This window comes from Bifidobacterium angulatum DSM 20098 = JCM 7096 (assembly GCF_001025155.1).
Lineage (GTDB): Bacteria > Actinomycetota > Actinomycetes > Actinomycetales > Bifidobacteriaceae > Bifidobacterium > Bifidobacterium angulatum.
The window spans coordinates 1,597,942-1,623,138 of the sequence record NZ_AP012322.1 but is presented as its reverse complement, the minus strand read 5'-3'; the positions used below and the strand labels follow the sequence as shown (position 1 = coordinate 1,623,138).

The window sequence follows — 25,197 nt, the reverse complement described above, 5'->3', positions numbered from 1 at the left end:
TGGGACGGGCAGGCAGAAAAACACGAACGGTGCAGTGCGTTGATGTTTCCGCTCACATTACGTGCGCGTATACTAGGTGATTGTTGGAACGCGTGATGAAGCGCGCAACCAAAGTTGAGTATCGAACCGGCTTTCAAAGGAGAATACGAGCATGGTCTATCGCATGATTTTCAACCAGACTGCATATTTCGGTCGTGGAGCGATCAAGGAGATCCCCGGTGTGGCCAGGTCCCATGGCTTTACCAAGGCGTTCATCGTCACCGATCCGGTGCTGTTGGAGACCGGTACCGCCAAGAAGGTCACCGACGTACTGGACGAGGCCGGCATGCCCTATGAGGTGTTCAGCAATGTCAAGCCGAACCCGCCGGTCGAATGCATCCAGGACGGCGTGGCCAAGTTCGCCGCTTCCGGCGCGGACTTCCTGATTGGTTTGGGTGGCGGCTCCCCGCAGGATACCTGCAAGGGCATCGGCATCGTCACCGCCAACCCGGAGTTCTCCGACGTGCTGAGCCTGGAAGGCGTGGCGGATACCAAGAACCCGTCCGTGCCGATCTTCGGCGTGCCGACCACTGCAGGCACCGCATCCGAGACCACCATCAACTATGTGATCACCGACACCGCCAACAAGCGCAAGTTCGTCGCCGTCGATCCGCATGATATCCCGATCGTCGCCTTCGTGGACCCGGATCTGACCGATTCCATGCCGCGTGGCCTGAAAGTCGCCACCGGCCTGGACGCGCTGACCCACGCCATCGAAGGCTATATCACTCCGGGTGCCTGGAGCCTGTCCGACTGCCTGTCGATGCAGACCATCCGTATGATCGCCAAGAATCTCGCCAAGAGCGCGGATGGCGATGTACCGGCCGGTGAACAGATGGCCTACGCCTCGTACATTACCGGCATGGCCTACTCCAACGTCGGCCTTGGCCTGGTACATGGCATGGCACACCCGTTGGGCGGACGCCTCGGTGTGGCACATGGCGTCGCCAACGGTATTCTGCTGGCTCCGGTCATGGAATACAACAAGGACTACACCGGCGAGAAGTATCGTGACATCGCCGATGCCTTCGGCGTGGAAGACGCCTACACCGGCGATATCGAGAAGGTGCGCGAGGAAGCCGTGCAGGCCGTGCACAAGCTCACCGTCGATCTGGGCAACCCGACCACGATCTCCGAGGTCGGTGCCACCGAAGCCGATCTTGAGCCGCTGGCCCATGACGCCTTCCACGACGTGTGCACGCCGGGCAACCCGCGCCAGGCCACGCAGGAAGACATCCTCAAGATCTACACCAGCCTGATGTGATTTTCGTGCGGCGCCTGCGATACCTATTGCAGTCGCCGCGCCATTGTGTGCGTGCCCATCGGTCGTTGTGCGATTCGTGCGACCGGTGGGCATGTTGCGTTTGGCGATAAACGGCAGCAAACGAAGAGGGGCACGGCTCGCAATGAGCCGTGCCCCTCTTCGTTCATGGATGAGGAATCAGTAGCAGTGATGCACCTGCCAGTAGCTGTAGGCGCCCTGCAGCGAACCGTACCGCTGGTTGCAGTAGTTGACGAACCACTTGAACTGGGTCTGGTAGTTGGTCGCCCAATCCGCACCTGCGGAAGCCATCTTGCTGCCCGGAAGCGCCTGCGGCAGGCCATAGGCGCCGGAAGATGCGTTCGTGGCGTCCACACGCCAACCGGACTCATGGTTGATGATGTACACGGCAGCGGTGAAATCAGCCTCGGTGTATCCGTTCGAAATCAGATAGTCATGAGCCCACGACTGCATTTCGGACGCGGGAACCGTGGTGCCCAGGCTGGACGCTGCGCTCGACGAGGACGAGCTCGACGACGAGGAGGCGGTGGAACCGGTACCGACCAGAATGATCTTGTCGGTAGGAGCCGTCTTGACATAAGAGGCGAACGTAGTAGAGGAAACGATCTTGCCGCCGGCGCGGGTGACGAGGTTCGTGGCCTCCATCACACCGTTCTTGCCTTCCTGCTGCACCTTTTCGGTGCCCTTCGGCAAGGCGTCCGTTTCCTTCTTGACCACATTGAACGTGATATCCGAATCGGTGGTTTCCAAAGTCGCGCCGGCGCGTTCGATGGTAATCACCGTGGATTCGGTGACCTTGGTGGTCAGCGAGGGGGAGATGGTGTCTTCCGGTTCAAGCACGATATCGCCCGCATCCAGCACGGATTTGACATCGGTGAATTTGGTGCCCAGAACGGTACGTGATTTGCCGTTGATCTTGACGGTGACATACGACGTGCCATCCACGGCGCCACGCTGGCCGCTACGGGAGACTTCTTTGGATGCGTCCGTGGCGGAGAACGAAGTCAGCGACGCATGGGACGACGAAGAATCCTGATAGAAATTCTGAGAGACGACACCGGCGCCTGCAAGCAGACCCACTGCTCCCGCCACCGAGACGAAACGCATCCACTGACGCTTGCTCAGGGATGCAAGAGTGGGGGTGCTTTTGCGATGTTTCGCCATCTTACTCCTTAACCATGAATGTGCCTCCGTGGCACACAACCTCTTCCATAGTAGCTAGGGCAAGGTACATGGGTGCAATGTCCTCGACGAAAAAACAGGCCCCGGCCATCCGAGCGACGAACCGGAGCCGTACAGTGGGTGCGCCGTACTCAGCCCTCGACCTGAACCGCCTTGGCCTGAGCGATCAGATCGTCCAGATCGGCGGACTGGAGAGCCCCGGCCTGCTTGAAGATGATCTGCCCCTTCTTCACCACCATCAGCGTGGGAACCGCCTGGATGCCGGCGGCCTGCGCAAGATCCTGATTGGCGTCGATGTCGATCTTGCCGAACACGACGTCGCTGTTCTCGGGCTTATTGCTGGCAGCCTCATAAATCGGCCCGAATGCGCGGCACGGTCCGCACCACGTTGCCCAGAAATCAACGAAAACCAGATCGTTGCCGGTGATGGTCTGCTCGAAATCGGCGGAAGAAAGCTGAGTGGTGGACATAGATACTCCTTTTGCGTGCGGACTGACATGCGAATCGTCCGACTTCAATGTTTCCACAATAGTAGATGCAATCAATCATTGAGCGACGGGCGAACACGCGCATGACGGCAAAACGCGCCATAATGAGACGTATGCCAGTGATGAATGATGAAGTGCCGGAAGAGGGCGATTTCGACGCCGGACGGGCACGTGGAGAATTCGATCATGTCACCCCCGAGGATTTCATCCGCGGAAGCGGCCACGGCAACCCGCCGGGATGGCTCGGTTCCGAAGAGATCAACCGCGTGCGCGGCGAGATGCCCATCGCCTACATCTGCGTGGTGCCGGTACGCACCGACGAATTCGGGCGTATCGTGCAGATCGGATCGTTGCTCCACGCCACCGACGACGGGTCGGTGGAACGTGCGCTGATCTCCGGAAGAGTGCTCTTCCACGAAACCCTGCGGGAAGCCATCGCCAGGAACATCTCCAAGGATCTCGGCGACCTGGCCCTGCCCGTGCTGCCGGTCAGCCCGCAACCCTTCACCGTGGCCGAATTCTTCCCCACGCCGGGAGTAAGCGAATACTTCGACCCGCGGCAGCACGCCATAGCGCTATGCTATGTGGTTCCGATCGCAGGCGACTGCCATCCGCAGGACGAGACGCTGGACGTAGAATGGGTCGACCCGCATGACGACAAGCTCAGTATCTTCCTGCAGCAGATGTGCAACGGGCACGGGCGCATCGTCCAGGCTGCACTGCAATGGGCTGGCATCTGAACCATACCGGGCTGCGCGACGGCAGGCGGGACGACTACGCTGAACGACTGTCACGACTGCCATGATCGACGAGGTCGAACAGACGCATGGAGCACTCTGAAACGAAGAGAGGAAATCAATGTTTGCAATCCACAATCGTGTGATACGCCAGGGAGACGGCGCCAGCACACCGCTGATTCTGACAAACGCCTACCCGGTGGACGGACGCATGTGGGAACGCTGCGCCGTACGCATCGCAGCGCTCGCCGACGAAGCCGGACTTGCCGATTTCGCCATCTGGGCGCCGGACATGCCGGGATCAGGCCTGTCCTCCACGCCCAGCGACGAACAATCCGGGCGCCGCGCCCCCAACGGCTCCTACCCCGACGCACTGGACCGCATGGCCGAATCATATGTGGCCATGCTGCACGAAGCCGGGTACGACAAAGCCGTTTGGGTGGGACTATCCATGGGCGGATACCTAGTCACCGATCTGTACCGGCTCCACCCCGAAGCGGTGGCAGGCGTGGCGCTATGCGACACCATGGCATCCAGCGACGGCGTAGGTGGCGAAGCGCGCCTGGAAACCTCCAACGCCTGCGAATCCACGAATGGCGTGCAACCCGTCATGCACTTCGCGCAGGCCGGTCCAGGCGATTCCACCGTGAAGCGCTCGCAGGCATTCATCGATCAGATGACCTCATGGATCCATGACCAGACCCCGGCGGGCCTCGCCTGGCGTCAGCGCATGACCTACGGGCGCCCGGAACTGGCAGGCGTGCCGGAACGCATGGACGTGCCGGTCGCAGTGGTGTCCGGCGAACTCGACCCGACCAGCAATCCGAGCGTGATGAAACCCCTTGCGGAACGCATCGGTAGCAATGCGGTATTCACCTCCATTGCGGATTGCGGCCATTTCAGCGCCGTCGAACACCCGGACACGGTGGCTGCGGCGTTGGTCGATCTGATGAGACGGGTGGACTGATATGGCATTGAATCCTTTGGCACTCACGCAGGTGCTTCCCTTCCTGCCGCTGGCACAGGGCGACATCGATTATGAAACGGAACGACGCGGCGAACCGGATCTGCTGCGCAAGGTGCTGCTCGAACCTTCCGCCACGGTGATGCTGACCTGTGACGGCAGAGTGGCGGTGCCGCGTGGGCAGGGCGCCAAAGCCGACTATGAGAATGCGGCGATGCGCCTGGCCACGCTGCCCGGCGCCTATGTGTTGGACGCTTTGGAACGGCACCCCGGAGCCGTGGGCATGTTCCTCGGCGGCTATACGGGGTTGGCCGACGGCCAGCATGTGGTTGCGGTCGACATCACGCGTATCGATGGCGAATCCGATGAGGATTGCAATGCCGGCGATGCCGGAACCGTGGACGGGCAATTGGCCGGTTATGGTCAGTGTGCGGCGAATGGTGCCGATAACGCCGGGAACACTGGGAAAGCGGATATTCTGCAACAGGCGACTGCCCGATTCGATTGGGTCGATCTGCGTGGATTCGCCCCTCACGCCAACGCACGCGAAGCCGGTCAGGCCACCAGCGCGGTGGCACTGAGCGTGTGGCATAACCGGCAGCGTCACTGCCCGGCATGCGGTGCGCCGGTCACGCCGGCAATGGGAGGATGGGCGCAACGGTGCTCCAGCAGTGCCGACGGCAACAGGCTGCTGTTCCCACGCGTGGAGCCGGCGGTGATCACCGTGGTGGTGGATTCCTCCGACCGTATGCTGATTCAGCACAATGCCGCATGGAACAATCCCACGCTGTATTCGGTGTCGGCCGGATTCGTGGAGGCAGGCGAGAACCTGGAGCATGCGGTACGGCGTGAAGCGCATGAGGAGACGGGCATTACGCTGGGCGAAGTCAAATACCTCGGCTCGCAGCCGTGGCCGTACCCGGCGTCGCTGATGATGGCGTTCAAGGCCCATGCCCTCGGCACCGACATCCAGGTGGACGGTTCGGAAACGGTGGACGCCCAATGGGTGACCAGGGACGAATACACGGCGGCGATTATCAGCGGACGCATCAGTGCTCCGGGCAAAGCGACCATTGCGCGGTACATGATCGAGCAATGGCTGGGCCATGAGCTCGGATAAGGCCCCGCATATCCCCTATCGCCAGTCGAAGCCCTGATATTCCAATTGTTTTTTGCGGTTCAATGGGGTGGCGTCGTCGTATAGTCTTTGAAGTTACGTTAGAGAGAGAACAAGAACCGAACGCAAGGATTACGATGATGTCAAAGAACACGGAGCAACTGCATTTGCAGGATCTGGCTGATACCACGGTCATTAATCCGGTGGATGCAAACGGTGCTCGCGGTCTTGAAGGGCTTGGGGCATTCCCTCCTGCAGGTGGCGATGGCTTCGCAGGATTCACCGCTGACGGCGGTGATGGAGGGAACATGCCGCTCGAAGCCAAGAAATCCCATAAGGGGCCGATCATCGTACTGGTTTCGATTGCGGTCATTCTGGTGGCGCTTATCGCCGTGTTCTTCACCATGCGCTGGCATTACGCCGATCGCGTCGCTCCGGGTGTGAGCTTCGGCTCCGTCAAGGTGACGGGTCAGACCCGCGGAGACCTTACCGCTACGGTGAATAAGGCCGTGAAGGATTCCTCCATCGTGGTCAAGGGCGACAACGACAGGCAGATATCCGCGACGTTGAAGGATCTCGGCGTAAGCGTGGACGTCAAGAAGACGGTGGACGATCTGCTGGCGGCGAAGAAATCCGAGAACCTCCTGCAGGATATCGCCCGCGTCAACCCGTTCTCGCATGAAAGCGTCAAACTTGCCGCGAAGGTGAACACCTATGAGATGAGCCGATTCCTGTCGGACAAGCTGATCAGCGACGACGAGCGCGCCGTGGCGTCTTCCATCTCCTACGACGCCAATGCGCAGGCGTTCGTCGTCACCGAAGGCAGGGATGGCGATACGCCGGATATCCAACCGGTCGACGCGGCTGTGGAACAGGCCATCAAGAATCCTGGCAATTCCGCCACGGTGGAGATCACCAACAAGCAGATCGACATGCCGATCACCACGGAAGAGGCGCAGAAAACCGCCGATGAAGCGAATCAGCGTCTGACCAACAAGATCGTGCTGACCAACGGCGACGCCAAGCAGTTCGAGCTGCCCGTCGACGAAGTGGCGAAGTGGATCAAGGCCAACGGCGACCCGTCGAAGGGCCAGATCACGCTCGACTACGACGCCGTCGCCATCAAAACATATCTTGCCGCCGTGCTTCCGCAGCAGCTCAATCAGGAACTCGTCCCGCAGGAAGACATCGTCGACGACAACAACAAGGTCATTCTTGAAGCCGCGGTCAAGGGCGTGAACGGCCTGACCGTCAAGAACACCGACAATACCGCAGCCCAGGTGGTTTCCGCGTTGAATGCCGGCAATGGCGCCACATTGCAGGTGGAATCGGATGTCAAGAAGTTCGACATCAAGCAGAAGAAGAGCGAATGGCGCATCGTGGTGGACAAATCCAGCCAGACCGCCACCGTGTACCAGAACAGTCAGGCCGTGAAGACCTTCCCCGTGTGCACCGGTTCGAACAAGCACGAAACCGATTCCGGCACGTTCACCATCTACCTGCGGTACGACGTGCAGGATATGAGGGGACTTAATGATGACCATACTACGTATTTCTCTCCGGGCGTGAAGTGGGTCAGCTACTTCAACGGCGGCGAAGGATTCCACACCGCCAGCTGGAACAACTATGGCATCGCCCACGGCGACCCGGTGAACTACGGCTCGCACGGCTGCGTGAACATGTATGAGGCCGATTCCAAGTGGATCTACGACCATTGCCCGCAGGGCACCATCGTACAGGTGGTCGGCTCGCAGCCATCCGGCGCGGTTCGCTGACGGCGCAAGCGCGATACCTCGCAATGAATTCGATTTCTTCTGTTAGGGTGTGAGTCATGAGCGAAGCACAGGATATGCAGCCGTTGAACCTCGATGTTCCCGATCATCTGGAATACACGCAGGATCATGTGTGGGTCGACACCTCCGGCGATCTTGCCGTGATCGGCATCACCGAATACGCGGCGGAACAACTCGGCGAACTGGTGTATGTCGATCTGCCTGAGCCGGGAACGCAGATCGAGGCCGGCGACGAAGTCTTCGAGCTTGAATCGTCCAAGGCGGTAGAGCCGCTGATCGCCCCGGTATCAGGCACCATCCGCTACGTGAACCAGGCGGTGAGCGACGACCCCAGCGTCGTCAACGGCGACCCGTATGGCGAAGGCTGGCTGCTGAAGGTCGAGCTTGACGACGATGAACCCGACCTGCTGAGCGCCGCGGAATACCTGAAGGCCGTTCGATGAGCATGCCAGATGGAACGACGGATTCGCAGATCGATGACATGCCCACGGTGCCGATTCCGGCACGGCATGCCGTTACGACCTTCGACGCCGCTTCCTCCCGTGAACGCATCGAGCTGAAGCCGCCATTGGTAAGAGCCGCACGTCGCGGCATTACCGGCGCATTCGGCCTTTGGGCACATGCCGCTACCGCAGTAGCGAAGAAGCTTGACTGGTTCCCCCGAGTCAACCCCTACGTAGGGTATGGCACCGAGGAATACTCCAGATTGATCTGCCGCACCGTGTATGCGCCGGAGCGCAGCGAATACGGGCGTGCCACCCGTGGCATCCGCGGTATGCTGACGATTCCGGCATCGCATGTTCAGGTGAGGATCCGCATAGACGAAACCCCGTTGGAAACAGTGCAGGTAGGTGACAGAGAAACCTACGACAGGCCTGGCAACAGCCCCGACATCGACAGCGAATACGCGATTTCGGACCGTTCCGGGTACCTGGATCTGCTGGCAGACCATCATCTCGAGCCCGGCATCCACAAGGTCTCCTACCGTGTGAACGGCCGCAAACCGGTCACATCCCATCTGTATACGATTCCCTCATCGGCGAAAGTCGGTGTGATCAGCGATGTGGACGATACCGTGATGATCACACAGGCCCCGGTACCGTGGAAGGCGGCATGGAATCTGCTGTTCCTCGACCCCTTCAAACGCAGTTCCGTGCCCGGCATGAGCGTGTTGTTCAACAAAATCGCGGATCTGTTCCCGGACGCACCGTTCTTCTACCTGTCCACTTCCCCCTGGAACGTGGAAGGTTCGATTCGCCATTTCATCGCCAACCATGGATTCCCCGAAGGCCCGCTGCTGTTGCGCGATCTCGATCCCAGGCCCAAAAGCTTCGTCCCCTCCGGACCCCAGCACAAACTCGAGTTCGCCGAACAGCTCATGTCCGATTTTCCGGATATGAAATTCATCCTGGTCGGCGATGACGGGCAACGCGACCCGACCACATACGCCACCATCGCCAGAAGATACCCGGGGCGTGTGCTTGCCATTGCGATCAGACAGCTTACCCCGCGGGAGAATTCGCCATTCGGCATGAGCACCGGATTGACGGCGACACAGCCCATGCCAGTTACCGATGTGCCGGTGTTCGTCGGCACCACCGGGGTGAATCTTATGAAAACCATGCTGCCGTATCTGGCCACGCAGCTGGATTTGTAGCCTGCCGCAAGGTTGGGTATACGGGGTGTGCCGGGGTGCCGGCATACCCCGCGTCGGCTTGGCCCCGTGCGCATCAAAGCGCTGCCGAGGAACGGGAACCGGTGCGCCTGCATCGGGGGGAACGCTACAATGGACGGCTATGACCGAAAGTGGGAACAGAGACGTACCGGTAGCAAAGCAAGTGCCGTTCGAACGGGAGCATCACGGCGACACATTCGTCGACCCCTATGAGTGGATGCGCGACAAACAGTCGACGGAAGTGCAGGAGTATGTTGCGGCGCAGAACCGTCTGTGCGAGAACCGCAACAAGCCGTTGGCGTCGTTGCGCAACACATTGTTCGACGAGCTGAAATCCCATGTGCAGGAAACCGATATGTCGGTGCCGACGCGCATGGACGGCTATTGGTATTTCACCAGGACGCAGCAAGGCAAGCAGTATGCGGTGCAATGCCGTATGCCGATTGCCGGGCCGGACGATTGGGACCCTCCGCAGGTCGATGCCGTGGGGGAGCCGGGGAGCATGCCCGGCGAACAGATCGTGTTCGACGCCAACGCCGAATCCGAAGGGCATGACTTCTTCCGTATCGGCGGCATGGATATCAGCAAAGACGGCCGGTGGATGCTGTACGGCGTGGATGTCGAAGGCGACGAACGCTACGATTACCGCATTCGCAATCTGGAAACCGGTGAGGAATTGCCCGAAATGTTTACGGGTATTTCCGGAGCATGCTTCACGCCGGACGCGCAGTGGGTGTTCTATACCGTGCTCGATGATGCGTGGCGCCCATGTGCGGTGTTCCGGCATCGTGTGGGAACGTCGATAGACGAGGACGTTGAGGTGTTCCGCGAACATGACGAGCGATTCTGGGCCGGCGTCGGCATGTCGTTCGATGAACGCAGCATCGTTATCGGCACCGGGTCGAAGACGACCACGGAGGTGCTGATGCTCCCGGTCGACACTCCGGAAGGCGAGTTCAAGGCGTTCATCCCCCGCGAAGACGGTGTGGAATACGACGTAAGCTTCGCCTGTTTCGAAGGGGCGGGGGAGCATGGTTCCGATATTCCGATCGCCGTGGTGTACCACAATGCGCTGAACCCGAATTTCGAGATCGATGTGATCGATATGCGTAAGCATGAGCCGCCATACCGCTTGGGCGAAGGCGTGTGCGTGGCATCTGGATCCCCCTATGGGTGCGAGCGGGGCGACGACGTGGAACCAGGGGCTTCGGCAAAGCCCATTGGGGCTCCCTACACCAAGCCGGGGAACCCGGCGATCATGCAGGGGGCGCACGGCCTGGGCATCGAGGGGATCGCCATCCACCGTAATTTCGTGACGATGTCGTACCGGGCCGAAAGTCTGACGCATCTTGCGGTGATGACCAAACAGGCCGCTGCCGAGGATTTTCTTGCCCGGCGCCCATGGCGGTTCACCGAGCTGGTGCCGCCTGCGCTCGAAGGCGACTGGGACGTGGACGAATCCGTGGACGAGGTAAATGAGGAGCGTGCCGCCGTCTGGCAGGCCGTGGCTGGTATGGAGGACGATACCGCCGGACCTCATGCGGTTCGTGCCGCCGCCGGTGTGATCGACGATTTCCAGCGTGCCCAGGGTGATGGGCATGCCGTGCATGGTGCGTCCCGTAGGGCGATGACATCGTCGGATGGGGCGACCGCCGACGCGATGCCGGGCGAGACGCGGCGTTTGTATTCCATCGGTGCGGGTGGGAATCCTTCATATGATGCGCCACGCATGCGTTACTCGTTCTCCAGCTATACCAGGCCGGGGGAGTTGCATGACATCGACCCGGCCACGGGCGAGGATCGCCTGTTGAAACGTGCCACCGTCCTGGGTGACTTCGATCCGCGCGATTACATGGAACGGCGGGTGTGGATCACCGCACGCGACGGTGAACGGATCCCCGTGTCGCTGGTGTGGCGCAGGGATGTGCCGACCTGCGATTCGGCCATGTTCATCACCGGGTATGGCGCGTACGAGATCAGTTCCGATCCAGGATTCTCGGTGGCGCGCATCAGCATGCTCGACCGTGGCGTTTTGTACGCGGTGCCGCATATCCGAGGCGGCGGCGAAATGGGGCGTGCCTGGTATGAGCAGGGCAGAAGGCTGAACAAGAAGCACACCTTCGAGGATTTCGTCGATGCCGCGCGTGCCTTGCAGAACGCCGGGTTGGCGAATCCGGCGCGTACCGTGGCCGACGGCGGTTCCGCAGGCGGTCTGCTGATGGGGGCCGTGGCGAATCTTGCGCCGGAATGCTTTGCCGGCATCGAAGCGGATGTGCCGTTTGTGGATGCGCTGACGTCGATTCTCGACCCGTCGCTGCCGCTCACCGTCACCGAATGGGACGAGTGGGGCGATCCGTTGCATGATGCCGAGGTGTATCGGTACATGAAGTCGTATACGCCGTATGAGAATGCGCCGAGTAGCGCCGACGATCCGCGAACTGCGCATTTCCCGAGGATTTTCATCACCACATCGATGAACGACACCCGTGTGCTGTATGTGGAACCGCTCAAATGGCTGGCGCGGCTGCAGTCGGCCGGTATCGACGCCATCGCCAAGATCGAGGTCGAAGCAGGTCATGGCGGTATCTCCGGGCGCTACAAGCAATGGCAGGAGCTCGCCTACGAGAATGCATGGTGCCTGAGCGTGATGGGGATCATGCATTAGGCGGCATGTCCACGCAGTGAACTGCTTCGTGAGCGGTGCCAACGGCGTGTGTAACGTTCTAAGGCATGAGCGAAACAGCAAAGAAGTACAAGATCGCCGTCATTCCCGGCGATGGCATTGGCAAGGAAGTTACTCCATGGGCTCAGAAGGCCTTGGAGAAGGCCGCTGAAGGCGTGGCCGAGTTCGAATATGAGAAGTTCGATCTCGGTGCCGAGCGCTACCTGCGCGATGGTGCGATCCTGCCCGAGGGCGAAGAGGAACGCATCAAGAAGACGGATGCCATTCTGCTGGGTGCCGTCGGCGATCCGCGTATCAAGGCCGGCATTCTGGAACGCGGCCTGCTGCTCAAGCTTCGTTTCGACCTGGACCAGTATGTGAATCTGCGCCCGTCCAAGCTGTACAAGGGCGTCACCTCTCCGCTCGCCAACCCGGGCGATATCGACTTCGTAGTGGTGCGTGAAGGCACCGAAGGCCTGTATTGCGGTGCCGGCGGAGCCGTCCGCCGCGGCACTCCGAACGAGGTGGCCACCGAGGTTTCCATCAACACCGCCTACGGCGTGGAACGCGTGGTGCGCTATGCCTTCCAGCTGGCCATGAAGCGCAGGAAGCACGTGACCCTGGTGCATAAGAAGAACGTGCTGGTCAACGCCGGCGACATGTGGCAGCGCATCGTGGACAAGGTGGCCGAGGAATACCCGGAGGTTTCCCACGATTATCTGCACATCGACGCGACCACCATCTTCATGGTGTCCAACCCGTCCCGCTTCGACGTGATCCTGACCGACAATCTGTTCGGCGACATCATCACCGACGAGGCCGGTGCCGTGGTTGGCGGCGTCGGCTACTCGGCATCCGGCTGCATCAACGCGTCCAACGAGTATCCGTCCATGTTCGAACCGATCCATGGTTCCGCACCGGACATCGCCGGCCAGAACAAGGCCAACCCGACCGCGGCCATTCTGTCCGCCGCCATGCTGCTTGAGCATCTCGGCTTCGACGATGCCGCCAAGAGGATCCATGCCGCTGTGGAGGCCGACATCGAAGAGCTCGGTTCCACCACACGCTCCACCGACGAAGTGGGTCGCGACATTCTCGCCCGCATGTGAGCCATCGTTAGTGGCATGAGCCTGTGGCGCAACGCACGATATGGTGTGTTGCGCCACAGGCTTTTATATTGTGCGGCGCCATTGCGAACCGCTATGGCATGAACGGTGCGCACGATTCGCTTATAGAAAGATGCCGGATGCTATATTCAGGTCATGAACGATTTCAACGATCCGAACAGTCAGATTCCGTATGATGGGGGGAACGCCGAGGAGCCCCGGCAATCTCAGGAAGCAGGGAATCCTCAGAGCGGCCAGATCCCATCATCACAGCAGTACATGCAGTATCAGTCGTATGACCCGCGGCAGGAGCAGCCGTATGGACAGGCTCCCCAGCCGCAGTATGGGCAGACTCAATATGAACAGCCCCAATACGGCCAATCCCAGCCCCAATACGGTCAGCCGCAGTACGGTCAGTCCCGGCCTCAATATGGCCAAGCACAATACGGTCAGCCTCAGCCGGGCTATTCCCAGCAGTACGGTCAATTCGGCTATGACCAGCAGGCATACCGGCAGATGCCGGGCTATCAGCCGCAACCGCAGCAGCCTGCATATTACCCGCAGCCGAAATCCAAGCTGGCAGCAGGACTGCTGGGCATCTTCCTCGGCGCGCTTGGCGTGCACAACTTCTACCTGGGCTACACAGGCAAGGCGGTGGCCCAGCTGCTGCTGACACTGGTCGGCTGGGTGCTGTTCGGTCTCGGCCCCGTCGTCGCGTGGGTCTGGGGCCTGATCGAAAGCATTCTCATCCTATGCTCCACATACGGGTCGAACTGGCATAGGGACGCCAAGGGATTTGAGCTTTCGGATTAACTCCGGCGCCACCTTGCTAGGCTGAACATATGCGAGGAGAGTATAAAACCCCCGGCGGCAAGCTCGTCGGGGTTCGCGTGACGCATGACGGGACCGGCCGATGGCACTGCCATGTGGACGGCGATTTCTTCATCGATGGCGATGACGCCGAAACCCTGACTGTTGTCAGTGCCATGGAACGACAGCTGGAACGGTGCGCTTGCCTCATGAATGGCGGCACCGATGCCGATAACGGTCGGAACCTCACTGTGGAACGGCGTGTGGAACATTCGTTGGCCGCGGTACTCGACGACCATCCGACTATTCGACTGGTGGGGACTGGCGTCGGCGCCATCGCCACGGCATTCATGCGGGCGTTCGATTCCGTCGATCCGGACAGCACAATCAAACCGACCGCTGCGCAATCGCAGTCTTCCGTATCGCTGCAGTCCTCCGCGCAGATCAGCCGAACCACGTCATCGGACCAGCAGGAGCAGTGGCTGCAGCGCTGGCGCGATCTATGCCCGGATGTAGTACTTGACAGGCCACGCACGCCAGCCGAGCAGATGGACGCCGATATGCGTTGGGCCCGTGAGGTTGCGGCGGGGGAGCGCAGGCCCGTCATCCGCTTCTGGCAGTGGGCCGCGCCATGCGTGGTGGTGGGGCGATTCCAATCCATACGCGACGAAGTGCATGAAAGCGTGGCGCGGGCACAGGGGATGCAGGTGGTCCGGCGTTGCACGGGCGGCGGCGCGATGTTCATCGAGCCTGGCAACACCATCACCTATTCGCTGTATGCGCCGTTGGAATTCGTAAGCGGTGTCAGCATCGCCCGGTCGTACCAGCTGTGCGACTACTGGCTCATCCATGCGCTGCGTGGGCTTGGGCTTGACGCCGGTTTTTCCGGGTTGAACGACATCTCCTCGCAATATGGCAAGATCGGCGGTGCGGCGCAGCGCAGATTCCCCGCGCCGCACGGCGGCAATGGGGCAGCGGCCGGCGCGGTGCTCCACCACGTGACACTCGCCTATGACATCGATGCCGAGGCGATGGGGCGTGTGCTGAACACTTCGCGCGAAAAGATGCGGGACAAGGCCGTGCGATCCGCGGTCAAACGCGTCGACCCGTTGAAACGGCAGACGGGAATGAGCCGTGACGCGCTTGTCGAATATCTGATGGAATCGATTCGCGCATTCATACGGTAAGCCATGCGCGATCGCATAATGACGGATACCGGCGACGGAAAAGCGGGTATTCGAGAAAGCCGCCGAAGCACGCGCTAGAATATGACGAGCGGTTGTGACGCCGTCTGACCATAGGCGGTTTTACGGAAAGGGTGCACAGTGTCGGATAAGCCGAACGCAATGCCAGAGCAGGAGAATATTCTGTTCCACACCGCGTTGTTCAAGCAGGTGTCTCCGGAACAGGCCGGTGAACTGATCGAATATCTCAACCAGGGGGTGTACAACAGGGGCGATGTGATCTTCCGCCAAGGATCGACAGATCATCGCATGTATCTTCTGGAATCCGGCCGGGTCAAACTTATCAGGGAGTCGGCGGATCACCGTGTGCAGCTGCTGTCCATCCATGCGCCGGGCGAGATGCTCGGCGAGATTCCGGTGTTCGACCCCAAAGGCGGGCCTCGCACCGCATCGGCGCTCGCCATGCACGACGGAACCCAGGTGGTGTGGCTGGAACGCGAGGTGCTGTTCCATTGGCTTGACGAGCATCCCAAGGTCGCGGTGGATATGCTGCAGGTAATGGCCGGCAGAATGCGGGATAACAATGAGCGCATCTCCGATCTGGTGTTCATGGATGTTCCGGCCCGTCTGGCCAAGACGCTGATCAATCTTGCCTCACGGTTCGGCGAACCGATCGAAGCGGGGGTGAAGGTGCCTCACGACCTGACCCAGGAGGAGCTGGCGCAGCTGGTCGGATCGAGTCGTGAAACGGTGAACAAGGCGCTGATGGATTTTGCGAATCGAGGTTGGATCGCACGCGATGGACGGTCCATTGTGATCTACCAGCCCGGTATGCTGATCAGGCGTTCGCGCAGATAACGCTTCGCAGCCGCGCGAAGAGAGGTTTGCGAACAGCCGGTTGTGAGATGCCTGAATAGGTGCTGAGCGTTGGAATATGCGCATTGCGCGGCAAATATGTAAGTTGCGTGCATGTTCCACCACGACGCCGCGAGTTCACGCTTATGCGCGGTGAAGCGGTACAGTCGCCCCTATAGTATGGGCACCATGCCGAAAAAGAACTCCCTGACACTCCGTCGCGTGCTCTCATTGCTGCTGACCTATGTAATGCTGTGCCTGGGCGGCGGTGTAGTCGTGGCCGCGCTGTTCGCCCCTGGTGTTTTTCTGGCGAACGAGACGACCAAAGCCGTGGTGCCTTCCCTGAAAGTCGAAGGCGTTGATTTTGATGTGACGTCCCTGCCGCAGAAGTCCGTGATGTATGCTTCCGACGGCACGACGAAAATAGCCGAATTCTATGCAGACAACCGTACCGTCGTACCACTGAAGAAAATCTCCAAACCCATGCGTCAGGCCGTGGTGGCCCGAGAGGATCGTCGATTCTTCCAGCACCATGGCGTTGACATCCAAGGCGTGATGCGTGCCTTCGTGCAGACCTTCATCAAGAAGGGCAGCATGCAGGGCGGTTCCTCGCTCACCCAGCAGTACGTGAAGAACGTGCTGTCCATGCAGGCGCGAGAAAGTGGCGATTCCATCGCCCAATACCATGCCTCCGAGCAGACCATCGCGCGTAAGGTGCGTGAGATGCTCATCGCCGTGCAGATGGAAAAGAAATACACCAAGTATGAGATTCTGCAGGGCTATCTGAACATCGCCCAGTTCGGAAACCACAATCTGTATGGTGTGGAAAGCGCCGCGAAACGGTATTTCAACACCACCGCGGCGAAACTGACCATCGGCCAGGCCGCGACCATCGCCGCCATCACAAAGAACCCGGCGAAGTACGATCCCTCCGAAGACGGCAATCTGAAAGAGGCGCAGAATCAGCGCGATATCGTGCTCGACCTGATGCTGCAGGAAGGGTACATCAGCCAAAAGCAGCATGATGAGGCTCAGAGCGTTCCCCTCAAAGACATGCTGGATATTCAGAATGTCGATTCCGGCTGCCAGGTGGCCGGTGATGCGGCGTTCTTCTGCGATTACGTGACCCGCCAGATTCTGAAGAACAAGGAGTTCGGTGCCACCGAAGCCGAACGCAACAAGCTGCTGAAGGAAGGCGGTCTGCGCATCGTCACCACCATGGATGTGAAGGCGAATACGGCAGCCATGAACGCGGCGCGTGAAACCATTCCGCCGGACGATCCCTCCGGCTTCGAAGTGGCGATTGCGGCCATCAAACCAGGTACCGGCGAAGTGCTTGGATTCGGCTTGAACCGCATCTATGACGCTACCGACCGTGCGCAGACGGATTCCACCCGTACCGCGGTGAATTATGCCGTTGACGAAGCGGACGGCGGCGGCTGGGGCTTCCAGGTCGGTTCGACATGGAAGCCGATCAACCTGGTCGCTTGGATGCAGAACGGCAAGCCGATCAACCAGGTATTGAGGACTTCCACGTCCTACAACATCGCCAGCTTCAGCTGCAACGGCTATGGATTCGCCGGAACATGGTCCGTGCAGAACTCTGGTGGCGGCACGGTGGCGAATGAAAGCCCGCTGCAGGGCTTGGTCATGTCGCATAACACCACCCAAGGCGCGATGGCCCAGCAGATCGGCCTATGCTCCATTGCGGATGCGGCGAAGTCCATGGGCTACCACAATTCCATCCAGGGCAAGGAGGACGTGTATGATTCGAACTCGTTCCAGGCTCCTATGACCATCGGCTCGGTGCAGGCATCTCCGCTGACCATGGCGAACGTGTACGCCACCATCGCGGCGAACGGCGTGGAATGCACTCCGATCGCCATCACCGAAATGACCAGCCAGCGCGGCAAGTCCTACAAGGTCCCCTCCGCGAACTGCCATCAGGCCATCGATCCGAAGATCGCCCAGACCGCTGCATACGCGATCAATCAGGGCGTGACCACGGCCGGCGGCAACGTGGTGGACGCCCAATTGGCGAATAACCGCAAGACCTTCGCCAAAACGGGTACCAACGAGGACACCTACATGCTGACGGCCGGCTTCGTGCCGCAGGTCGCGACATTCGTGGGCGTCGGCAACGCGGAAAGCCCGCAGTCGTTCAACTACAAGACGATCAACGGCGTGACCCGCCCGACATGGTACGGCATGTACATCGCGGAACCGGCATGGAAGAAGTTCATGCAGACCTACCTCGATTCCGCGAACATCCCGATCGACAACAACTACGGCGATGCCGACCCGAAGTACATGACAGGTACCGGTTCGAAGACCGGCACCAGCGTGTCGTCCGGCACCACCACGTACACCAACAGAAGTACGACCAACGGCACGACGACCAATAACGGTACGACGACCAATAACGGCGCCACCGGGAACACCAATACCAATACCAACGCCAACACCACGAACTAGCGCTCGTAAGGTTCGGTGGTTCCTTCCCGGCTATAGGGTTTCGCCCGTCATGCAGCGCATGGCGGGCGAAACCCGTATGTGGGCCATACGTTAGAATGGGTGCGGACCGTCGCACATGGCAAGGAGGGCGCATGGCAGAGGAGTTGGATTTCGATTTCCGCGGTTTTGGAGGCTCCGATCGCCAGAAGGAATCGTTGAAGCGCATCGAAGGAGAACCGGTGAACGCAGGCAGGGAAGCCGGTAATAATTCCGGTAAGGGTAAAAACGCCAAGTCGAAGCGTACTGACGGCAGGAGCGCCAAGGGCAAGAAGATGAAGAAGAGCAAGCATAGCGACTTCCCGGCACTGTTCGAGCCGATGACATTGCGCGGGCTGACCGTGCGCAACCGCATCTGGCTGCCGCCGATGGACATGTATTCCGTGTTCGAGCGTGACGGCCGCCCGACGCAGTTCCATTACCAGCATTATGTGTCGCGCGCTTTGGGTGGCTTCGGCATGGTTATCGCCGAAGCGACGGCCGTATGCCCCGAAGGTCGTATCTCGCCGTTCGATACAGGATTGTGGGAGGACGAGCAGATCGACGCCTGGCGTTGGATTGCGGACGGCATCAAGCAGGCCGGGGCGGTGGCTGCCATCCAGCTCAATCATGCCGGGCGCAAAGGGTCGACCGGTTGCTCCGGGCTTGGCTATATCGCCAATACCGTGCCCGCCGAGGACGGCGGTTGGCCCACCGTGGCTCCAAGTGAGATCGCCTATGGGCGGTATGCCATGCCCCGCGCATTGAGCGTGGATGAGATTCACGGCATCACCTGGGCGTTCGCGGCGGCCGCGCGCCGTGCGGTGGAGGCAGGCTTCCAGGCGATTGAGATTCATGCCGCGCACGGCTACCTCATCTCGCAGTTCCTCGACCCGCTGAGCAACGTGCGCGACGACGAATACGGTGGCGGGTTCGAGGGGCGTATCCGCTTCCTGGTGGAAACGGTGGACGCGGTTCGCAGCATGATCCCGGAAGACATGCCGTTGTTGGTGCGCGTCTCCGCAACCGATTGGGCGGCCGGCGGCTGGGATCTCGACCAGACCGTGCGGCTGGCCCAGGTACTGAAGGAGCATGCCGTCGATCTGGTGGATGTGTCCACCGGCGGCATCGTCTCCGGCGTTTCCGTGCCGGTCAGCCCGAAATACCAGGTGCCGTTTGCTCGGCAGGTGCGGGCCCGTGCGCAGGTGCCGGTTACTGCGGTGGGGCTTATCACCAAGCCCAAGCAGGCGGAGCGTATCGTGGAGAAGGGCGAGGCGGATGCCGTGGAGATTGGCCGTGCCGCGTTGAGGGATCCGTATTGGCCGTTGCGTGCCGCGCATAAGCTCGGGTTGGCGAAGAACCAGGCTCCCTACCCGATGCAGTACGTGCGCGGGGCTTACTGATTTGTGGCGTACACTGACGTGTGCCATTGCATTGCGAAAGGACGATTATGAGCTACGTTTCCGAGAGTTTCTGGCATGATGCCGTGAACAAGGCCACTACCGACCTGTTCACGTTCGGCTACAAGAACATCATCAAGCCGAATTTCGTGTTCAACGTGCCGCCGGATGAGGCGCATGACCGCATGATCACGTTCTGCAAGGTGGCCAAGCGCGTACCGCCGCTGATGTGGGCGTGCCGCGAGATGCTCAACTACACCGATCCGGTACTGGAAACCGAGGTTATGGGCGTGGAATTCGCCAATCCGCTCGGCCTTTCCGCAGGCCTTGACAAGAATTGCGAGATGCCGGTGCTGCTCGACAACGCCGGGTTCGGCTTCGAAACCGTGGGGTCCACCACGTCGCGCCCGTGCGCCGGCAATCCCAAGCCGTGGTTCCACCGCCTGCCCGAATACGATTCGATGATGGTTCATGTCGGCTTGGCCAATATCGGTTCCGATAAGGTGATCGATCGCGCGGAACAGGCGTGGACGAACGCACGCGACATGCAGGTTTCCGTATCGATCGCCCGCACCAACGACGACAAGGTCGGCGACTTGGACGAAGGCATCGAGGATTACTGCATGTCGATGCGTCGTGCGGCTGGCCGTACCGCCATGGTGGAGGTGAACGTCTCCTGCCCGAACACCACGGCAGGTGAGCCGTTCACGCAGACCCCGGAGAACCTCGATCGCCTGTTCGCCGCGCTGGACGGCATCGACCGCCCACAGCCCACGCTGGTGAAGCTGCCGCTGAACAAGCCGTGGGGCGAATTGCATGAACTGCTTGACGTGCTTGCTGAACATAACGTGCAGGGCGTTTCGCTGGCGAATCTGCAGAAGGACCGTACCGGACTCGATATTCCGCGTGAATGGGAGGGCGGCCTTTCCGGCGGCCCATGCACGCGTGCCTCCGAAGCGTTGATCGCCCAGGTCCGCCGCACTTACGGTGATCGTTTCGCAATTGCCGGCATCGGCGGCGTGTTCACACCGGAACAGGCCTATGCGAAGATTCGCGCGGGTGCCGATCTGGTGATGTTCATTTCGTCGCTGATGTACCGTGGCCCGCAGCAGATCACCGTGCTGAAGCGCGGTCTTGCCCAGTTGCTGAAGCGTGACGGTTTTGAGCATGTGGCTGATGCCGTGGGCGTTGACCTGTAAACGGACAATGAACTGAGAACTGCACATAATCCGACATGAAATCGCACATGCTGTTTTGATTAATGGTGTGTTGCGTGCGATAATGTGCACATGATTTCGTCGCAACGTCAACACCTGATTCTCAGCCGACTACGTACCCGTGGTGCCGTTCGTATAACGGCGCTGAGTAAGGAGCTTGGCGTATCCGCGATGACTATCAGACGCGACATCGCGGAACTGGCGGACAAAGGACTGCTCAAACGTGTGCATGGTGGTGCCGTCACCACCAGCACACTGCTGAGCGAACCCCTGTTCTCCGTCAAATCGCAGATGGACATCGGGCTGAAGGACGCCATCGCGCAAAAAGCCGTGAGCTATGTGTCGCCAGGCGATGTGATCGCCATCGGCGGCGGCACCACGGCATACGTATTCGCCCAACACTTGCTGGAAAGCCAGCAGGCCAGCGGCATCACCATTCTCACCAACTCGATTCCCGTCGCGGAACTCGTGCAGGCATTGGAGTCCAAGGATGTTGAAGTCATCGTCACCGGTGGCGTGATCACCCGCTCCAATTCGCTGGTCGGACCCATCGCCGACAAGGTGATCGCTTCACTGCGCGTGAACACCGTATTTCTGGGCACCCACTCCGTATCGATCCCCAGAGGCTTCCTCATGCCGAACTCGCTTGAGGCCGCCACCGATATGGCGATGATGGACATCGCCGACCGTACGATCATTCTGACCGACCACACGAAGTGGAGCTGCACGTCGCTGTCGTTGTTCGCCAGATTCGAACAGGTGGACACCGTGATCACCGATGATGGTCTCGACGCCGATACGGCGGCAAAAACACGTGAACTCGTACGCGAACTGGTGCTGGCCAAGCAGATCGAGCCCGAAACCGAGGAAAACGCTGCCTGAAACCGGCCTTGACGCGAGTGCCCGGCGAGACTAACGATCCGATTGCCGCTCGGTGGAAGGATCGTTAGCCGGAAGCATGCTGCGTGCAATGGATTGAAGCTCCGTCTTCTCCGCCTCGCGTTCGTCGAACATTGACTGCGCCTGACCGATGAACGCGGCGCAATACATCAGGATCTGGGCGATGAAGCTGAACCAGATCAGCACACCGATGAACACGCTGAACGGGGCCATCAACGGATTCGACGTCGCACCTCCCAGCAGGCGGCTTCCCAGCAGCTGAAGTATGGAAATCACCAGGCCGCCGATCAAACAGACGAATACGGTAAGACGCTTGTCGCATCGGATGCGGGCCACGAAACAGAACATCAGCGCCATAAGCAGAATATTGAACACCAGACCGATGAGAAAGCCGGAAAGATCAAGCAGCATCGAATTCGCAAGCGTGGTGTTGGATTCCGGCAGCATGGCGAGATCGTGAAGCAGATTGACGATGCGGCGTACAATGCCGCCCGAAATTACGCCGGCGATACTGGAGACGACGAACATCAGCGCCACTAGAATGAAGGCAACGGCGTCGAAGAATCGTATCTGGACCGGGTCGAAGAAAGGCTTGGGGCGATCCATCATCGTCCAGGCGGCGTTGCGCCACGCATCAAGACAGCACAGCACCTTCCATATGAAGATGCAGAACGTCAGTACACCGGTCCAGGTCATGGTCGACGAGATTCCATCCACCATCGAATCGGTGATGCTCAGCCCTGGAATAGTGCGTTCAAGAGTGGAGATGAACCAATCGAGCAGCGTGGTGTTCTTGGTGAAGAACAGCGTGACGACGGCGAATACCGTCCAGATGCCGGAGAAGAACGCGAACAGCAGGTTGTAAGCCATGCCGTTGGACAATGTTCCGCCGTTGCGCCTGGCGAAACGATTGATGACGCTTCCGGGAAACGAATTGTTCCAGAACACGAACACGTGGTCGATTAGCGTCAATGCTCGCGTGATGATGCTTCTCATGACTCCACTGTAAATGACTTTTCGCCGCCGCGCCGGGTGCGGCGCGAGTCTTGCGGTTGGTGATCCGTGGATCACCGATAGGTGCGACACGCCCGGCTGGCTTACGAGGAATGTGTATCCGTGATAGGTTGACCACTGTTTTCCAAAACCGCATGGCATAGCCGATATACGAGGTGTGTGCCGTGCGGTTTTTCTTTGCCCTGAGAACAGGCAGTGAGGCCCGGATCCGCATATGGCGATCCGGGCTTTTGCATGCCGGCGTGCAACCACATGCAGATGCGCAATGCGGTGACTGGACGGCTCGGGCGAAAGAACCATTGAGATAAGACGAAAAGAAAGATGAAGGGAAACCGTGTCACAAAGCGCAGCAACGCAACACGCTCCATCGAATCATGATCAACCCCAATTCAAGCATCCGCATAAGGTGATGCTTGGCCTGTACATCGGCGCGTTTCTGGGCATGCTGTCCGAAACGTCCATGAACATAGCCCTGCCCGACCTGTGCGATGCGTTCGGCATCACCACCGGCACCGCGCAGTGGATGGTTGTCGGCTACATGCTCGCCATCGGCGTGGTGCTGCCGTGTGTCGGATTCCTGCTCAAGTGGATCAAGGCCAAGACGCTGGTGCTGTTCGCATTGGTCTGCTTCGCCGTCGGCTCCGCGCTGTCCGCATGCGCTCCGGTATTCGCACTGGTGCTGGCCGGTCGAATCATCCAGGGCATCGGCACCGGCATTGTGCTGCCGACCATGTATGCCGCGATCATGCGCGTGTTCCCGCCGTTCGTGATCGGCGCCGCCAACGGTGTGGCCGGTCTGGTGATCATGTTCGCGCCGGTGATCGGCCCGACCCTGTCCGGCATTCTGATCGGCGCGTTCTCCTGGCGTGCGATCTTCGTGCTGTTCGCCGTTGTGGCGCTCGTTGCCATTGTGTGCACCGCGGCCTTCTTCGTCACCCCGATCGAAACGACCCGCCCGAAGGTCGACATCCTATCCGTCGTCGCATCGGTGATCGGTTTCGGCTGCCTGGTTGCCGGCGTGAGCCTGGTGGCCGATATGGGCTTCTCCGCGCTGGTGGTCGTGCTGCTGGTCGTCGGCATCGTGGTCGTCGCGTTCTACGCGTACCGCCAGCTGCACATCGACAATCCGGTGCTGGATCTGCGTGCGTTGGGCATCGCATCCTTCCGTACCCCGGCGCTGATGGTCACCTGCTCCTTCGCCTGCACGTTGGCGATCATGTATCTTGCCCCGCAGGAACTGCAGCGTGGCCTGGGGCTTAACTCGTCCGTCGCCGGCATGCTGATGCTTGCGGGCGGCGTGATCAACGCCATCTGCTCGTTCGCCACCGGCCGCATGTACGACAAGGTCGGCGCACGCCCGCTGGTGCGTGCCGGCGCCGTGGTGGCCATCATCGGCTCCGTGCTGTTCCTGGTTATCGGCGTCACCACCGCTCCTGCGTTCTTCGTGCTGGCGCACGTGGTGTTCATGATCGGCATTCCGCTGATGCAGCAGTCCGCGCAGTCCGCGGCATTGAAGGGTCTGCCGCGCGAGCTCGCCGCCGACGGCTCCACGATTCTCAACACCATGCAACAGGTGTGCGGCGCCATCGGCACCGCCGTGGCCACCTGCCTGCTGGGCATGGGGTCCGGGGCGAGCGAGGCGCAGAGCTTCGTTGCCGGTTCCCGGTACGGCTATGTGTTCGGCCTGGTTCTGGTCGTGATCGTATTCATGTTCTCCTTCTTCCTAAAGGAGGGCCGCGAGCAGCGGTAGGGGCTTCCCGTAGGTCTGCGGTCGCGGCCGCCGCGGCTGTGACCGTGATTATGGCGTCGGGTGCATGTGGATATGCGCCCGACGCTTTTTTATATGCTGCTGGGCACAGTTATACGTTGTGGGCGTATCCGAACCTATGCCGATCGTCGCATAGTGCGACAGGCCGGAGGCGGAGCCTGTGCAGCGGTGTCCTTTTCGGGGGAATCGGCCATTCGTGCGGGCATGAACAGGGGAGAGTCGGCCGGTTCCGCCGAATCGGGCAACTGCGGAGCAATCGGTTGGAATGACGGAATCGTATGGTGTGCCGATAGTTATGCATGGATGACGATATATGAATGTGCCGGTGATGAGCATCAAACCATTAACGGCGTGTCGTGATTGGGTTTTGCGGCAATTGAGGGCGGAAATGGCGGGGCGGTGCCGATGCCTACGTTTGCATGATGTGGCGGAAATGACGTTATGAGAGCGCTAACAGTTGGAATAATCGTTTAACGTTTGACATTAAACGATTAACGATTTACGGTGTTAACCA

General features: G+C 60.1%; 20 protein-coding genes. 17 read left to right on the top strand and 3 right to left on the bottom strand.

The features are described from left to right. Nucleotides 1–151 precede the first annotated feature (151 nt). Nucleotides 152–1,303: a lactaldehyde reductase gene (fucO, locus tag BBAG_RS06450; protein ID WP_045920441.1), complete on the top strand. Its 1,152-nt coding sequence runs from the start codon at nucleotides 152–154 to the stop codon at nucleotides 1,301–1,303. Nucleotides 1,304–1,480: 177 nt separating this feature from the next. Here fucO and BBAG_RS06445 read toward each other — a convergent pair whose 3' ends face one another. Together BBAG_RS06445 and trxA are read right to left on the bottom strand one after the other, a co-directional pair. Continuing rightward, entirely contained in the window at nucleotides 1,481–2,485 is a 1,005-nt protein-coding gene (locus BBAG_RS06445; protein ID WP_003827165.1) for an aggregation-promoting factor C-terminal-like domain-containing protein, read from the bottom strand. Nucleotides 2,486–2,634: 149 nt separating this feature from the next. After that, the gene (trxA, locus tag BBAG_RS06440) at nucleotides 2,635–2,973 is read right to left on the bottom strand and encodes a thioredoxin (protein ID WP_003827163.1); all 339 of its coding nucleotides are present in this window, start codon (nucleotides 2,971–2,973) and stop codon (nucleotides 2,635–2,637) included. A 131-nt stretch (nucleotides 2,974–3,104) separates the two neighbouring features. On the opposite strand from trxA, the gene BBAG_RS06435 reads away from it, so the two are divergent. The 15 genes from BBAG_RS06435 to BBAG_RS06365 all read left to right on the top strand — a co-directional run bounded on the left by BBAG_RS06435 (nucleotide 3,105) and on the right by BBAG_RS06365 (nucleotide 21,883). Then, nucleotides 3,105–3,731 (top strand): NUDIX hydrolase family protein, encoded by a 627-nt coding sequence (locus BBAG_RS06435; RefSeq protein ID WP_152595336.1) that lies wholly within the window; start codon nucleotides 3,105–3,107, stop codon nucleotides 3,729–3,731. A 118-nt stretch (nucleotides 3,732–3,849) separates the two neighbouring features. Further along, nucleotides 3,850–4,695 (top strand): alpha/beta fold hydrolase, encoded by an 846-nt coding sequence (locus BBAG_RS06430; protein ID WP_003827158.1) that lies wholly within the window; start codon nucleotides 3,850–3,852, stop codon nucleotides 4,693–4,695. Between the two features lies 1 nt (nucleotide 4,696). Further along, a complete protein-coding gene (nudC, locus tag BBAG_RS06425; protein WP_003827157.1) occupies nucleotides 4,697–5,812 on the top strand; it encodes an NAD(+) diphosphatase in 1,116 nt (371 codons plus the stop codon). 134 nt (nucleotides 5,813–5,946) lie between these two features. After that, entirely contained in the window at nucleotides 5,947–7,584 is a 1,638-nt protein-coding gene (locus BBAG_RS06420; RefSeq protein WP_003827156.1) for a L,D-transpeptidase, read from the top strand. Nucleotides 7,585–7,640: 56 nt separating this feature from the next. After that, on the top strand, nucleotides 7,641–8,045 hold the full coding sequence (gene gcvH / locus BBAG_RS06415) for a glycine cleavage system protein GcvH (protein ID WP_003827154.1): 405 nt from the start codon (nucleotides 7,641–7,643) through the stop codon (nucleotides 8,043–8,045). Then, entirely contained in the window at nucleotides 8,042–9,259 is a 1,218-nt protein-coding gene (locus BBAG_RS06410; protein WP_003827151.1) for an App1 family protein, read from the top strand. The genes gcvH and BBAG_RS06410 overlap by 4 nt, the downstream gene beginning before the upstream one ends. A 139-nt stretch (nucleotides 9,260–9,398) precedes the next feature. Next, nucleotides 9,399–11,942: a S9 family peptidase gene (locus BBAG_RS06405; protein WP_003827150.1), complete on the top strand. Its 2,544-nt coding sequence runs from the start codon at nucleotides 9,399–9,401 to the stop codon at nucleotides 11,940–11,942. Between the two features lie 65 nt (nucleotides 11,943–12,007). Further along, on the top strand, nucleotides 12,008–13,048 hold the full coding sequence (locus BBAG_RS06400; protein ID WP_003827148.1) for a 3-isopropylmalate dehydrogenase: 1,041 nt from the start codon (nucleotides 12,008–12,010) through the stop codon (nucleotides 13,046–13,048). A gap of 153 nt (nucleotides 13,049–13,201) precedes the next feature. Then, complete coding sequence (locus BBAG_RS06395) at nucleotides 13,202–13,858, top strand: TM2 domain-containing protein (protein ID WP_003827146.1); 657 nt, start codon at nucleotides 13,202–13,204, stop codon at nucleotides 13,856–13,858. Between the two features lie 29 nt (nucleotides 13,859–13,887). Continuing rightward, entirely contained in the window at nucleotides 13,888–15,042 is a 1,155-nt protein-coding gene (locus BBAG_RS06390) for a lipoate--protein ligase family protein (protein WP_033508800.1), read from the top strand. Nucleotides 15,043–15,201: 159 nt separating this feature from the next. After that, the gene (locus BBAG_RS06385; RefSeq protein WP_003827140.1) at nucleotides 15,202–15,897 is read left to right on the top strand and encodes a Crp/Fnr family transcriptional regulator; all 696 of its coding nucleotides are present in this window, start codon (nucleotides 15,202–15,204) and stop codon (nucleotides 15,895–15,897) included. Between the two features lie 186 nt (nucleotides 15,898–16,083). Next, entirely contained in the window at nucleotides 16,084–18,369 is a 2,286-nt protein-coding gene (locus BBAG_RS06380; protein ID WP_082121551.1) for a transglycosylase domain-containing protein, read from the top strand. A 311-nt stretch (nucleotides 18,370–18,680) separates the two neighbouring features. Further along, a complete protein-coding gene (locus BBAG_RS06375) occupies nucleotides 18,681–19,787 on the top strand; it encodes an NADH:flavin oxidoreductase/NADH oxidase (RefSeq protein ID WP_033508836.1) in 1,107 nt (368 codons plus the stop codon). Nucleotides 19,788–19,834: 47 nt separating this feature from the next. Beyond that, complete coding sequence (locus BBAG_RS06370; protein WP_003827134.1) at nucleotides 19,835–20,983, top strand: quinone-dependent dihydroorotate dehydrogenase; 1,149 nt, start codon at nucleotides 19,835–19,837, stop codon at nucleotides 20,981–20,983. Nucleotides 20,984–21,073: 90 nt separating this feature from the next. Next, nucleotides 21,074–21,883 carry a DeoR/GlpR family DNA-binding transcription regulator gene (locus BBAG_RS06365; RefSeq protein WP_003827133.1) on the top strand — a complete coding sequence of 270 codons (810 nt, stop codon included), beginning with the start codon at nucleotides 21,074–21,076 and terminating at the stop codon, nucleotides 21,881–21,883. A gap of 30 nt (nucleotides 21,884–21,913) precedes the next feature. On the opposite strand, the gene BBAG_RS06360 is transcribed toward BBAG_RS06365, so the two are convergent. Beyond that, nucleotides 21,914–22,897 (bottom strand): YihY/virulence factor BrkB family protein, encoded by a 984-nt coding sequence (locus tag BBAG_RS06360; protein ID WP_003827131.1) that lies wholly within the window; start codon nucleotides 22,895–22,897, stop codon nucleotides 21,914–21,916. 352 nt (nucleotides 22,898–23,249) lie between these two features. On the opposite strand from BBAG_RS06360, the gene BBAG_RS06355 reads away from it, so the two are divergent. After that, nucleotides 23,250–24,665: a DHA2 family efflux MFS transporter permease subunit gene (locus BBAG_RS06355; RefSeq protein WP_033508797.1), complete on the top strand. Its 1,416-nt coding sequence runs from the start codon at nucleotides 23,250–23,252 to the stop codon at nucleotides 24,663–24,665. The last annotated feature ends 532 nt before the right edge of the window (nucleotides 24,666–25,197 follow it).